General features: G+C 72.3%; 15 protein-coding genes. 3 read left to right on the plus strand and 12 right to left on the minus strand.

All coding sequences use genetic code 11. The features are described from left to right. Positions 1-142: 142 nt before the first annotated feature. From katG to ICC28_RS13340, 9 genes are all read right to left on the minus strand, one after another. Positions 143-2,362 (minus strand): catalase/peroxidase HPI, encoded by a 2,220-nt coding sequence (katG, locus tag ICC28_RS13300; RefSeq protein WP_188288730.1) that lies wholly within the window; start codon positions 2,360-2,362, stop codon positions 143-145. A gap of 32 nt (positions 2,363-2,394) precedes the next feature. Further along, positions 2,395-2,832, minus strand: coding sequence for a Fur family transcriptional regulator (locus ICC28_RS13305; protein WP_188288731.1), 438 nt, complete (start codon positions 2,830-2,832; stop codon positions 2,395-2,397). 262 nt (positions 2,833-3,094) lie between these two features. After that, positions 3,095-3,622, minus strand: coding sequence for an NUDIX hydrolase family protein (locus ICC28_RS13310; protein ID WP_188288975.1), 528 nt, complete (start codon positions 3,620-3,622; stop codon positions 3,095-3,097). A gap of 131 nt (positions 3,623-3,753) precedes the next feature. Continuing rightward, positions 3,754-4,566, minus strand: coding sequence for an SAM-dependent methyltransferase (locus tag ICC28_RS13315; protein ID WP_188288732.1), 813 nt, complete (start codon positions 4,564-4,566; stop codon positions 3,754-3,756). Positions 4,567-4,719: 153 nt separating this feature from the next. Continuing rightward, positions 4,720-5,529 (minus strand): SAM-dependent methyltransferase, encoded by an 810-nt coding sequence (locus ICC28_RS13320; protein WP_188288733.1) that lies wholly within the window; start codon positions 5,527-5,529, stop codon positions 4,720-4,722. Between the two features lie 558 nt (positions 5,530-6,087). Beyond that, positions 6,088-6,420, minus strand: coding sequence for a DUF3140 domain-containing protein (locus tag ICC28_RS13325; RefSeq protein WP_188288734.1), 333 nt, complete (start codon positions 6,418-6,420; stop codon positions 6,088-6,090). A 43-nt stretch (positions 6,421-6,463) separates the two neighbouring features. Next, positions 6,464-6,946 carry a Dps family protein gene (locus ICC28_RS13330; RefSeq protein ID WP_188288735.1) on the minus strand — a complete coding sequence of 161 codons (483 nt, stop codon included), beginning with the start codon at positions 6,944-6,946 and terminating at the stop codon, positions 6,464-6,466. After that, complete coding sequence (locus ICC28_RS13335) at positions 6,943-7,200, minus strand: WhiB family transcriptional regulator (RefSeq protein ID WP_188288736.1); 258 nt, start codon at positions 7,198-7,200, stop codon at positions 6,943-6,945. The genes ICC28_RS13330 and ICC28_RS13335 overlap by 4 nt, the downstream gene beginning before the upstream one ends. Before the next feature lie 46 nt (positions 7,201-7,246). Continuing rightward, positions 7,247-8,059, minus strand: a complete 813-nt coding sequence (locus tag ICC28_RS13340) for an alpha/beta hydrolase (protein ID WP_188288737.1) — start codon at positions 8,057-8,059, stop codon at positions 7,247-7,249. A 150-nt stretch (positions 8,060-8,209) separates the two neighbouring features. On the opposite strand from ICC28_RS13340, the gene ICC28_RS13345 reads away from it, so the two are divergent. The 3 genes from ICC28_RS13345 to ICC28_RS13355 all read left to right on the plus strand — a co-directional run bounded on the left by ICC28_RS13345 (position 8,210) and on the right by ICC28_RS13355 (position 11,140). After that, complete coding sequence (locus tag ICC28_RS13345; RefSeq protein WP_188288738.1) at positions 8,210-9,397, plus strand: thiolase family protein; 1,188 nt, start codon at positions 8,210-8,212, stop codon at positions 9,395-9,397. Positions 9,398-9,607: 210 nt separating this feature from the next. After that, on the plus strand, positions 9,608-10,384 hold the full coding sequence (locus tag ICC28_RS13350; protein ID WP_188288739.1) for a sulfite exporter TauE/SafE family protein: 777 nt from the start codon (positions 9,608-9,610) through the stop codon (positions 10,382-10,384). A 9-nt stretch (positions 10,385-10,393) separates the two neighbouring features. Next, positions 10,394-11,140, plus strand: a complete 747-nt coding sequence (locus tag ICC28_RS13355) for a cobalt-precorrin-6A reductase (RefSeq protein WP_188288740.1) — start codon at positions 10,394-10,396, stop codon at positions 11,138-11,140. Here the strand turns inward: ICC28_RS13355 and ICC28_RS13360 are convergent. From ICC28_RS13360 to ICC28_RS13370, 3 genes are all read right to left on the minus strand, one after another. Then, on the minus strand, positions 11,127-11,528 hold the full coding sequence (locus ICC28_RS13360; RefSeq protein ID WP_188288741.1) for a hypothetical protein: 402 nt from the start codon (positions 11,526-11,528) through the stop codon (positions 11,127-11,129). The genes ICC28_RS13355 and ICC28_RS13360 overlap by 14 nt on opposite strands. A 78-nt stretch (positions 11,529-11,606) precedes the next feature. Beyond that, the gene (cobF, locus tag ICC28_RS13365; RefSeq protein ID WP_188288742.1) at positions 11,607-12,380 is read right to left on the minus strand and encodes a precorrin-6A synthase (deacetylating); all 774 of its coding nucleotides are present in this window, start codon (positions 12,378-12,380) and stop codon (positions 11,607-11,609) included. A 125-nt stretch (positions 12,381-12,505) separates the two neighbouring features. Beyond that, positions 12,506-13,012: a DUF309 domain-containing protein gene (locus ICC28_RS13370; protein ID WP_188288743.1), complete on the minus strand. Its 507-nt coding sequence runs from the start codon at positions 13,010-13,012 to the stop codon at positions 12,506-12,508. Positions 13,013-13,048 lie beyond the last annotated feature (36 nt).

The following is a 13,048-nucleotide window of genomic DNA, read 5'->3' on the forward strand; positions in this document are numbered from 1 at the left end:
AGGTCAAGTACAAGGAGACCGCCCGCGGCGGACTCGCCGTCAACGTCATCGAGTGCTGAGCGGGGGGAGCGACTCGGCACGGGAAAGGACGACCGGGCCGGCCGACGGATGTCGGCCGGCCCGGACTTCATGATCGGGACGCTCAGGCCAGGTCGAAGCGGTCCAGCTCCATGACCTTGACCCACGCCGCGACGAAGTCGTTGACGAACTTCTCCTTCGCGTCGTCGCTCGCGTAGACCTCGGCGAGGGCGCGCAGCTCGGAGTTCGAGCCGAAGACCAGGTCGGCGCGGGAGCCGGCCCACTTGACCTCGCCGGTGGCCGCGTCGCGGCCCTCGAACGTGGTCTGGTCCGCGGACGTCGACTTCCACGTCGTACCCAGGTCGAGCAGGTTGACGAAGAAGTCGTTCGTCAGCGCGCCGGGCGTCGTGGTGAGGACGCCGAGCTGCGACTGCTGGTAGTTGGCGCCCAGCACGCGCAGGCCGCCGACCAGGACGGTCATCTCCGGGGCGCTGAGGGTGAGCAGGTTCGCCCGGTCCAGCAGCAGGTACTCGGCCGGCAGGCGGTTGCCCTTGCCGTGGTAGTTGCGGAAGCCGTCGGCGGTCGGCTCCAGGGCCGCGAACGACTCGGCGTCCGTGTGCTCCTCGGTCGCGTCGACCCGGCCCGGGGTGAAGGGCACCTCGACCTCGAAGCCGGCGTCCTTGGCGGCCCGCTCGACGGCGGCGGAGCCACCGAGCACGATCAGGTCGGCCAGGGAGACCTTCTTGGCGCCGGAGTTGAACTCCTGCTGGATGCCCTCAAGGACGCGCAGGACCTGGGCGAGCTGGTCGGGCTCGTTGACCTCCCAGCTGCTCTGCGGCTGCAGGCGGATGCGGGCGCCGTTGGCACCGCCGCGCTTGTCGCTGCCGCGGAACGTCGAGGCCGACGCCCACGCGGTGGAGACCAGCTGCGAGACGGACAGGCCCGAGTCGAGGAGCTTGGCCTTCAGGGCCGCGACGTCGGCGGCGTCGATGGCCTCGCCCTCGGCCTCCGGCAGCGGGTCCTGCCAGATCAGCGTCTCCTCCGGGACCTCCGGGCCGAGGTACAGCGACTTCGGGCCCATGTCACGGTGGGTCAGCTTGAACCAGGCGCGGGCGAAGGCGTCCGCGAACTGGTCGGGGTTCTCGTAGAAGCGGCGCGAGATCTGCTCGTAGACCGGGTCGAAGCGCAGCGACAGGTCGGTGGTGAGCATGCGCGGGCGGTGCTTCTTCTCCGGGTCGAACGCGTCCGGCACGATCTCCGGGGCGTCCTTCGCGATCCACTGGTGGGCGCCGGCCGGGCTGGTGTCGGGCTCGTACTCGTACTCGAAGAGGTTCTTGAAGAAGCCGTTGCTCCACTGGGTCGGGGTCGTGGTCCAGATGACCTCGAGGCCGCTGGTGATCGCGTCCTTGCCGACGCCCGTGCCGTAGGTGCTCTTCCAGCCCAGGCCCTGCTCCTCCATGGAGGCGGCCTCGGGGTCGTTGCCCACGTGGTCGGCCGGGCCGGCGCCGTGGGTCTTGCCGAAGGTGTGACCGCCCGCGATCAGGGCGACCGTCTCCTCGTCGTTCATCGCCATGCGGCGGAAGGTCTCGCGGATGTCGCGGGCCGCGGCGACCGGGTCCGGGTTGCCGTTGGGGCCCTCGGGGTTGACGTAGATCAGGCCCATCTGGACGGCGGCGAGCGGGTTCTCCAGCTCGCGGTCGCCCGAGTAGCGCTCGTCGTCGAGCCAGGTGGTCTCGGGACCCCAGTAGACGTCCTCGTCGGCCTCCCAGACGTCCTCACGGCCACCGCCGAAGCCGAAGGTCTGGAAGCCCATCTGCTCCAGGGCGACGTTGCCGGTGAGGATCATGAGGTCGGCCCAGGAGATGGACTGGCCGTACTTCTTCTTCACCGGCCACAGCAGGCGGCGGGCCTTGTCCAGGTTGCCGTTGTCCGGCCAGCTGTTCAGCGGCGCGAAGCGCTGCTGGCCGGCGCCGGCGCCGCCGCGGCCGTCGCTGATCCGGTAGGTGCCGGCGCTGTGCCAGGCCATGCGGATCATCAGCGGGCCGTAGTGGCCGAAGTCGGCGGGCCACCAGTCCTGCGAGGTGGTCAGCACCTCGGCGATGTCCGCCTTCACGGCCGCGAGGTCGAGGTTCTTGAACGCCTCGGCGTAGTCGAACTCCTCGCCGAGCGGGTTGGTCACCGGCGGGTTCGTGGCGAGGATCTTCAGGTTGAGCCGCTCCGGCCACCACTGGCGGTTCCCGCCGCCCTGGGTCGGGTGCGCGGCGCGCCCGTGCGCGACGGGGCAGCCCCCCGAGCCTTCCTCCGTCTTCGGGTCGGTGACGATTGCGTCCGGGTTCTCAGCCATGGGAATCCTTCCGGGCTTCATGAATCTCGTGCTCAGGCACTGCGGGCGGTGGAACAGCCGGGGCACAGGCCCCAGTAGATGACTTCGGCCTCGTCGATCGAGAAGCCGTGGTCCTCGGCGGCGGTCAGGCAGGGGGCGGCGCCGACCGCGCAGTCGACGTCGGCGACGACACCGCACGACCGGCACAGGACGTGGTGGTGGTTGTCGCCGACGCGACCCTCGAACCGGGCCGGGCTGCCGGCCGGTTCGATACGTCGTATGAGTCCCGCCGTGGTGAGGGCGTGGAGTCCCTCGTACACGGCTTGGAGGGAGATGTGGCCCACGCGGGCGCGTACCCCCGAGGCGATCGCCTCGGCGCCCAGGTGGTCTCCGTCCCGGACGGTTTCGAGCAGGGCGACGCGGGCGGCCGTCACCCGCAGGCCGGCCCCGCGCAGCTCGGCTGCGGTGGTCGGAGTCGGGGACGAGGTCATGCCTCAGAACCTACCCTCAGAAACACGAACGGTTCAAGAAAACGACAGGTTCTAATTTGATGACCAGTACATGCCGGAGCGGAGTCCCGTCCCCGACGCCGTACAAACAAGCCTCTCGCAGCGGCCTCGATCCCGCCTCACGACTCGCAGGAATTGCCAAGGGTCACACAGCCATCACTCTGAGTGATGGATCCTTGCAACGCGAAAGGGCCGAGCAGGGCGGGTGGCCTGCTCGGCCCGCGGTCGGGCGGCGGTGCGGTGCCTAGAGGGCGCAGCCCACGTGGGCCAGTGCCTGCTTCAGCAGCACCCCGTGGCCGCCCGGCATCTCGCTCTGCAGCGCCGGGGACAGAGCCTCCTGGGGACTGAACCAGACCAGGTCCAGCGCGTCCTGGCGGGGGCGGCAGTCACCGCTCACCGGTACCACGTAGGCCAGGGACACCGCGTGCTGGCGCGGGTCGTGGTACGGCGTGATCCCCTGCGTCGGGAAGTACTCCGCGACGGTGAAGGGCTGCAGCGAGGTCGGCACGCGGGGGAGCGCCACCGGGCCGAGGTCCTTCTCCAGATGGCGCAGCAGCGCGTCGCGCACCCGCTCGTGGTGCAGCACGCGGCCGGACACCAGCGTCCGGCTGACCGTGCCGTCGGGCCCGATGCGCAGCAGCAGGCCGACGCTGATGACTTCGCCGCTGTCGTCGACGCGCACGGGCACCGCCTCGACGTACAGGATCGGCATGCGGGCGCGTGCCGAGTCCAGCTCGTCGGAGCTCAGCCAGCCGGGCGTGGTTTCGGTCATGTCAGACATCGCTTGATCATACTTTCCGGGAATGACGCGCGCTCAGTCGCGAAGGTGGGGGACGGGTCGGCAAGCGTGGGTCATGGGTACTCCTCGACGAGGACGGACCGGGCCGTGACGCGCTGGGGGCGTCAGGGTTTGACGGCCACCGCGCCGTACTGCGGCACCGTCGCGGGGGAGTCGGTCCCGGCGTGCCACACCGAGCAGGACACCAGGCCCGGTTCCAGCAGCTCCAGACCGTCGAAGAACCGGGCGATCTCGGCGCCGCTCCGCGCGGTGATCGGCGGAGTGGCGTTCTCGTTCCAGAACTCCATCGCCGGGATCTGGCCCGCGCCGCCCACCTCGTCGTCGTGGGTGGGGTGGGTCAGCACCAGGAAGCTGCCGGAGGGGACCGCGGCCATCACCCGGCGAGCGATGTCGCGGGCCTTCTCGGTGTCCAGGACGAAGTTGAGGATGCCCAGCATCATCACCGCGACCGGCCGGCTGAGGTCCAGGGTCCGGCCCGCCCGTTCGAGGATGGCGTCGGGGTCGTGCACATCGGCGTCGATGTAGTCGGTGACGCCGGCGGAGGTGCCGGTGAGCAGGGTGCGGGCGTGCATGAGCACGACCGGGTCGTTGTCGACGTAGACGATCCGGGAGTCCGGGGCGATCCGCTGGGCGATCTCGTGGGTGTTCTCCGCCGTGGGCAGCCCGGTGCCGACGTCGAGGAACTGGCGCACCCCGCGCTCCTCGGCGAGGAACCGCACCGCCCGCCCGAGGAACTCGCGGTCAGCGCGGGCGATCTCCCGGATGACCGGGAACATGCCGGCGACGTGCTCGCCCACCTGCTGGTCGACCTCGTAGTGGTCCGTGCCGCCGATCCAGTAGTTCCATACGCGCGCGTTGTGCGCCACTCCGGTGTTCAGCCTCGCCGACCCGGCCGCCGGGGTGCCGCTCTCGCTCACGCCTCGTCCTCTCCTCGCACGTACGGCCGACCGCGCCGCAAGGGCCATTGTGCCGCCCCCTTGATCACGGTGTCCCCCGAATCGGCGCAGGAGCGGAGGCGGTTGACCGGCGGGGAGTGAAATGGGGAGGAGAGGCCGGGCCCGCGGGCGGTGTCAGTGCTTGACGCCGACCCCGCCGTAGAGCGACACCGGGCCGTCGCCCAGGGACGTCTCGCCCTCCGCCAGGTCCGGGCGCCAGTCCTTCACCGAGACGATGCCCGGCTCCAGCAGGTCAAGTCCCTGGAAGAAGCGGCCCGTTTCGGTGTGCGAGCGGGCCACCAGGGTCACGCCGCCCGCCCGGTAGCGCTCGATGCCCTGCCGGACGTTCTCCGGCTCGAAGTCGGCGGTCATGCACGACAGGACCAGGCAACTGCCCGGCGCCAGCGCCCCGACGAGGGTGTCCACCAGGTCGTACGCGCCGTCCTCGTCCGCGACGAAGTGCAGCAGGGCGATGAGCGACAGGGCGATCGGGCGGTCGAAGTCCAGGACGTGGGCCGCCTGTTCGAGGATGCGGTGCGGATCGCGGGCGTCGGCCTGGAGGTACTCCGTCCTGCCCTCCGGGGTGCCGCGCAGCAGGGCCTCCGCGTGGGCCAGCACGATCGGATCGTTGTCGACGTAGACCACGCGCGCGTCCGGCGCGACGGACTGGGCGATCTGGTGGAGGTTGGGCTCGGTGGGTATGCCGGTGCCGATGTCCAGGAACTGGCGGATGCCCGCCGCCCCGGCGAGATGGCGCGTGGCCCGCTGCATGAACCAGCGGTTGCTGCGCGCGGCCCTCGGGGCGCCCGTGTCGATCGCCATGATCTGGCGGCCGAGCGCCTCGTCGACCGGGTAGTTGTCCTTGCCGCCGAGATACCAGTCGTACACCCGGGCCGGATGGGGCCGGGTCGTGTCGATGTTGACGGCCGGCTCGGTCCCGGTCACGCGGTGCTCCTCTGCTCGCTGGCCACGGTGTGCTTCGCGGGCAGTCTTTCACGATCATCCGGCGCGGCGGAGACTGTCTTCGGCCACCTCCTCGACGGGCGCGCACCGCGCCAACACGGCGGCGGGGGCGGCCCGTTCGGCCTCGTCGGCGGGGTTCGGGCAGCAGGTCGGAGGCCTTGGGCGGGCCGGGTCGCTCCGCCCGCGCGAGCGCGTTGGGGCCGGGAGGGGGGACGGCTTCCGGCCGGACGCGCCGCGCCTCGCGCGGGCGGCGCAGGTCTCCGGCCCGGCGTCGGGTCAACAGGTCGGAACTCTCGGAGAGTTGGGTGGCGCCGCGTCCACCCGGTGGTGGCGCGGCGCGTCTGCCCGGTGGTGGCCCGGCGCATTTACCCGGTGGTGATGCCCCGCGTCTACCCGGTGGTGATGCGGCGCGGATCGCGCAGGCGCGCCTCGTGCGGCTGGCGGGCGGTGCCGAGAGCGATCGAGCCTGCCGCAGTCATCGGCCGACGTCCGCCCCGTGTGCCCACGAGGCGGGTGCGCGGACGGCGTGTTCCTCGCCGGTCAGGGCTTGAGCGGGTCGTGGCCGAGGGACATCAGGAGGTGCCTGCGGCGGGCGTCGTCGGCCGCGGGTTCGTTCTCCACGTCCGCCTGCTCGGCGACCGTGTCGACCACCTCGTACATCACCTGCACGTCGTCCTCGGTGAGGTCCGTGCGGCGCTTCTGCAGGATGGCCAGGACGCGTTGCCCGGTCGGTGTGCCCGCGTGTTCCGGCAGGGGTTCGGTCTCCTCGGAGGCGTCACTGACGCGCAGCCACGCGGCCAGTTCCTGCGAGGTCATGTTCACCGCGCGGTGGAAGTCCTCCCACAGCGTTTCCATTTCGAGGTTGTCGGTCATCGCGCGCCCCTCTTCTCGCGTGTGTGTGCGTACCGGGCACCGGTCACTCGTCGCGCGGCCAGTTCTCGGCGTCGAACATCCACCGTTGCTTCTCCAGTTCGCGGGTGATGCCGATGAGCAGGTCCTGGGTGACCGGGTCCGCCTTCTCGGTCGCGTCGATCCGCTCGCGCAGTCGGCCGACGGCCATCTCCAGCGAGGCCACCATGAGTTGGACCACTTCGGTGTCGCGCAGCCGGCCCTCGCCGGTGCCCGGCAGCCCGAAGGAGGCCGCGACGGTCTCGGGGCGGCCGTCGGGCGGGACGCCGAGCGCGGCGGCGCGTTCGGCGACCGTGTCGGCGTACTCGCGGGCGGCCGAGACGACCTCGTCCAGTTGGAGGTGGATGGAGCGGAACCGCGGTCCGACGACGTTCCAGTGCGCCTGCTTCCCGATCAGGGAAAGGCCGAGCAGGTCGACCAGGGTGTCCTGGAGCGCGTCGCCGGCGATCCGGCGCTCCTTGTCGGGCAGCGTGCTCCTCACGGTCGTCATAGGGCGCTTCTCCTTGTCGCGTCGTGCCTGGACATCCGGAGCAGTACGGCGCGTTCCTCCTCGCAGGTCCCGCCCCACACCCCCGAGACCTGGCCGCTGGCCAGCGCGAAGGCGAGGCACTGGGTGATCACCGGGCAGCGGGCGCAGACGCGCTTCGCGGCCGTCGCGTCCCGCAGCGCCGGCCCTTTCGTGCCCACGGGGAAGAACAACTCGGGGTCCTCGCCCACGCAGGCCGCGCTCCGCAACCACTCCATGCGGGCGCGGGTGCCCCGGGCGACCCGGCGCAAACGCCCGAGCGTCTCAGCCCTTGAGTACACCGTCCAGGAAGTGGACGAGATCCGCGAACACCTCGGCCTTGTTCGTCTCGTTGAACACCTCGTGCCGGGCCCCGGGATAGATCCGCTCGGTCAGTCGACCTCCGTCCAGCGCCGCCACGCCCGCCCGGCTCCCGGACAACGGGACGAGACGGTCGTCGTCGCCGTGCAGCCACAGCAGCGGCAGTGCCCCGACATCCCCGCCCTTGGACACCGTGTGCAGGGTGAGGGCGAACGCCTCGACGGTCGGCCGCTTCATGGGACCGTGCCAGACGAGCGGATCGGCCGTGTAGTCGGCGCCCACCGCGGGATCGCGGGAGAGGGCGGCCGGGCTGATCGGGATGTCCGGGATCTCCTCCTGGGCGAGCAGTCGCCGCGGCAGCTCCCAGTCGCCGATCACCGGCCCGGACAGCACCAGCGCGGCGAGGTGGTCGCCGTGGCGCTGTGCGTAGCGCGCCGAGACCAGGCCGCCCATGGAGTGCCCGATCATGACCAGCGGCAGGCCGGGGTGGGTGGCCCGGGCCAGCTCGGTCGTCGTGTGCACATCGGTGACGACGTCCTCGAAGTCCTCGATCAGCACGCGCTCGCCCGCCGACCTGCCGTGCCCCATGTGGTCGGGGCCGAACACGGCCGCGCCGTGCGCCGTCAGGACGCCGGCCACCTCCTCGTACCGGGCGATGTGTTCCCCGTAGCCGTGCACGAGGACGGCGAGGTAGCGCGGGGGCTCCTCGCCCCGCCAGGCGCGTACGACGATCGGGCCACGGGTTCCGGCGAGGATGTGCTCACGGGTTTCGGCCATGTCTCCTCCGGCGCTTCGGTGAAGGTTCCCGGGGATCTTCCCAGGGGTGCGGTCGCCGGTCTATAGTCAAAAACTAGCAGTGCTAATTAAGGGAGTCGCTGGTCAGGGCCGATCGGGAGACCGCCAGCGCTGTCGGTCAGGAGTTCTCTCGTGCGTCCCGTCCACTTCGCGGCCGCCCGCCGCACGCCCATCGGCAAGCTGCGCGGAGCCCTGTCCTCCGTGCGGCCCGACGATCTCGCCGCGCAGGTGATCCGCGGTCTGGTGGCCGATCTGCCCGCGCTCGACCCGGCGCGCATCGACGACGTGTACTGGGGCGCGGCCAACCAGGCCGGCGAGGACAACCGCAACGTCGCCCGCATGGCCGCGCTGCTCGCCGGGCTGCCCGAGTCGGTGCCCGGCGCCACCGTCAACCGGCTGTGCGCCTCCGGCCTGGAGGCCGTCACCACCGCGGCCCGCACCATCGCCGCCGGGGAGGCGGACATCGTGCTCGCGGGCGGCTCGGAGTCGATGAGCCGCGCCCCCTTCGTGCTGCCCCGCCCCGACGAGGCGCTCCCGCACCGCATCGAGACCGCCGACACCCGCCTCGGCTGGCGCCTGGTCAACCCGGCCATGAAGGAACTGCACGGCCTGCTGTCCATGGGCGAGACCGCCGAGGAGGTCGCCGAGCGCCACGGCATCGCGCGCGAGCGGCAGGACGAGTTCGCGCTGCGCAGCCACCGCCGGGCCGTCGAGGCCCGCAAGAACGGCCACTTCGACGACGAACTCCTGCCCGTCGAGCGCCCGGACGGCACCGTCGTGGACAGCGACGAGTGCGTGCGCGAGGACACCTCGTACGAGAAGCTGGCCCGCCTCCGGCCCGTCTTCCGCGACGGCGGCACGGTCACCGCGGGCAACGCCTCGCCGATGAACGACGGCGCCGCGGGCCTCCTCCTGGTCAGCGAGGAGGCCCTCAACGACCTCGGCCTGGAATCACTCGGCCGCTACGCCGCCGGCGCCTCCGTCGGCGTCCACCCCGACGTCATGGGCATCGGGCCGGTCCCCGCCACGCAGAAGGCGCTGGCCCGCCTGGGCTGGGGCATCGAGGAGATCCAGGAGGCCGAGTTCAACGAGGCGTTCGCCGCCCAGGCCCTCGCCTGCGTCGACCGGCTCGGCATCGACCCGGAGCTGGTCAACCCCAGCGGCGGCGCCATCGCCCTCGGCCATCCGCTGGGCTGCTCCGGCGCCCGCATCCTGACCACCCTGCTGCACCGCATGCGCCGCACGGGCGCACACCGAGGGCTTGCCACGATGTGCGTGGGCGTGGGGCAGGGGAGCGCGGTGCTGGTCGAGCGGCACTAGGGCACTTGGATCAGGGGCGCCGCCGACACCGGACCCGAAGGGGCTCAAGCGGGAGCTGCGGGCCCGGTATCCGCAAGGGGCGGGCCCAGTATCCGCAAGGTGCGGGCCCGGTACCTGCAAGGTGCGGGCCCGGTACACACAAGGGGTGGGCCCCGCCGGGCAAGGCCGCCCGTACGCCGCCGGATGCGTGGGCATAGCATCGGTCCCCGCATGGACACGATGACACTCTGGCACGTCACCGGCTGGGAGTTCGCCCTCCTCGCCGCCGCCGCCCTCCTCGTCGGCTTCTCCAAGACGGCCGTGAGCGGGGCCAACACCGTCAGCCTGGCGGTGTTCGCCGCGGTGCTGCCCGCCCGCGCCTCCACCGGCGTCCTCCTGCCGATCCTGATCGCCGGGGACGTGCTCGCGGTCCTCGTCTACCGCCGGCACGCCCACTGGCCCACGCTGTGGCGGCTGTTCCCGGCGGTGGCCGCCGGGGTGGTCGCGGGCACGGTGTTCCTGATGTGGGCGGACGACGGGATCGTACGGACCTCGATCGGCGCGATCCTGCTGCTGATGGCCGCGGTGACGGTGTGGCGTCGCCGCGCTTCCGAGGCCGACCGGAGCCCCGACGCGGTCGTCACCCGCGGCGGCCGGATCAAGGCCCGCTCCTACGGCGTCCTCGGCGGCTTCACCACCATGGTCGCCAACGCCGGCGGCCCGGTGATGTCGATGTACCTGCTCTCGGCGGGCTTCCGCAAGCTCGGCTTCCTGGGCACCTCCGCCTTCTTCTTCCTCATCGTCAACGTGTCCAAGGTGCCCTTCAGCGTGGGCCTCGGGCTGATCGACGGCCGCTCGCTCCTGCTCGACGCGGCGCTCGTGGGGTTCGTCGTGCCCGGTGCGTTGATCGGCAGATGGGCTGTGAACCGGATCAACCAGCGGCTCTTCGAGCAGCTCGTCATCGCGGCGACCGTGGTGGGCGCGGTGCAGCTCCTGCTGCCCTCGTAGGCTCGGCCCATGTCCCCGCACGTCCTGATCCTCGGCGGCACCACCGAGGCCCGCGAACTGGCCGCCGCGCTCACCGCGCTGCCCGGCGTCCGGGTCACCACCTCGCTCGCGGGCCGGGTGAAGCGCCCCGGAGCCGTCACCGGGGACGTGCGCATCGGGGGCTTCGGCGGCGCGGACGGGCTCGCCGACTGGCTGCGCGAGAGTCGCGTGGACGCGCTCGTCGACGCCACGCACCCCTTCGCCGCCGCCATCACCGCGAACGCGGCGCGCGCCGCGGCGGCCACCGGCGTCCCGGCGGTCGTGCTGCGCCGCCCCGGCTGGCGGCCGGGGCCCGAGGACCGCTGGCACCCGGTCGCCTCGCTGGACGCGGCCGCGGACCTGCTGCCCGGGCTCGGCCGGCGGGTGTTCCTCACCACCGGCCGCCTGGGCCTCGCCGCCTTCGCCCACCTGACGGATCTGCACTTCGTCGTACGGTCCGTGGAACCGCCCGAGCCGCCGCTGCCGCCGCGCACGGAAGTCCTGCTGGCGCGGGGGCCGTTCACGGTCGACGAGGAGACCGCGCTGCTGTCCGCGCACTGCATCGACGTGGTGGTCACCAAGGACAGCGGGGGAGCCGCGACGGCCGCCAAACTGACCGCCGCACGCCATCTGGCGCTGCCCGTCGTGGTCGTCGTACGGCCGCCGCTGCCGGAGCATGTCGTGGCGGTGCCGGACGTGGCCGGGGTGCTGGAGAGGCTGGGCCTCAGCCCTCGATGACGGAGACCCGCAGGCGGTCGATCGCCCGCAGCACCTCGGTCCGGTTCTTGCGGCTCTTCACCCACGCCGGGAGCCTGCCGACACAGGTCATCTTCCGGCCGTGGCAGTACCAGGGGTCGCGCTCGCGCAGGTCCGCCGCGACGAACCGCCGGATCAGATCCAGGTGCGCGAGGTTGTACGCCCACAGCTCGCCGTGCCGGGTCTCCGCCCGGAGCCACAGGGCCGGCCAGAACCCCTGACCGACGGACCGGCTCAGACCGCACGACCGACACACCACGCAGGCCCGCTCGTGGTGGGCGATCCGGTCGCAGCGCGGGCAGCGGACCAGCACCGAGTCCCGGAAGTGGTGCTCGGTCAGACCGGGATCGTGGAAGCGGACGGACGACATGGCCCCAGTGTGACGGAGGACGGATCGCATCGGGGGCGCCCCCCCTGCGCGAGTGTCCGACCGCGTCCTCGCTCTGTCCTAGCCGCGGTCCGGGTTGCGGCGCAGCAGATACGTGTCCATGATCCAGCCCTTGCGCTCGCGGGCCTCGGCGCGCAGCCGCTCGATGCGGGGCGCGGCCTCGGCGATCGGGCCCGAGGCGAGGATCTCGTCCGGGGTGCCGATGTAGGCGCCCCAGTAGATGTCGATGTCCTGGTCGGCGTACTGCCGGAAGGCCTGGTGGGCGTCGAGCATCACGACCACGTCGTCCACGCCCTCGGGGAAGCCCTCGGCGAGCCGCCGACCCGTGGTGATCTGGACGGGGCGGGCGACCCGGTTGAGGCCGGTCCGGTGCCGGGCGACGAGCGCGGAGACGCTGCTGATGCCCGGGACGACGTCGTACTCGAAGGCCACGGCACCCCGGCCGAGCACCTCCTCCAGGATGGCGAGCGTGCTGTCGTACAGCGCGGGGTCGCCCCAGACCAGGAACGCCCCGGTCTCGTCCTCGCCCAGCTCCTCGGCGATCAGCCGCTCGTAGATGTCGGCGCGGGCGCTGCGCCAGTCGCCGACCGCGGGGGAGTAGGCGGCCCCGCCCGCCGACCGGTCCCGGTCGGGGTCGCGCGCCTCGACCACCCGGTACGTCCCCTCCGGCACGTGCGTGTGCAGCATCTCCCGGCGCAGCCCGGTCAGGTCCGACTTCACCTCGCCCTTGTCGAGGACGAAGAACACGTCCGTACTCCGCAACGCCCTGACCGCCTGCAACGTCAGCTGGTCGGGGTCGCCCGCGCCGATACCGATGACCTGAATCTTTCGCACGCCCAGAGTCTGCCGCACGGCGCCCACGGGGCGGACACCGCGGTCGGCGATCACAGCGGCGGTGGCCGCGGCACCCGGCCGTCGGCGACCACTGTCGCCTGAGCCGCGGGCCCGGCCGTCGGCGATCACCGTCGCCTCAGCCGCGGGGCCCGTTCTCCCGCGTTCACCGGTGCCGGGGCGCTCTCCACCGCCTCCGCCAGCTCCCGGGCCCAGGCCGTGACGCTCGCGAGATCCATGCCGTACGGCTGGTGCTGTGCCGCGGCCGAGGCCCACTCGTCCAGTGCCCCGGCGCCGCGGCGGAGCAGGCGGGCGCCGCCCGTGGTGTTGCCGCGGGCCGCGTGGGTGAGGCCCACCGCGAGCTGGGCGAGGCCGCGCCAGAGGGTGCGTTCCTCCTCCGCGCCCGACTTCCAGGCGTCCTCGAAGACCTCGTGCGCATGGAACGGCCTGCCCGCGTCCAGCAGCGCCTGCGCCTCGGCGATCGTCTGGTCCGGGGTGCGCACGACCCCCTCCGGCTGGCGGTCCACGCCGTCCGCGCCGTACGGCAGTGGCCGCCCCAGCCCGTCCCGGGGCCGCGCGTTGCGCGCCCGCCCCTCGTCGTCCCGGTCCCGTGCCCTCGATGATGCGGTGCCCATACGCCGATTGTCCCGCGCCGGGTGGCCCCTTCGATG

This window comes from Streptomyces sp. TRM68416, from assembly GCF_014596915.1.
Lineage (GTDB): Bacteria > Actinomycetota > Actinomycetes > Streptomycetales > Streptomycetaceae > Streptomyces.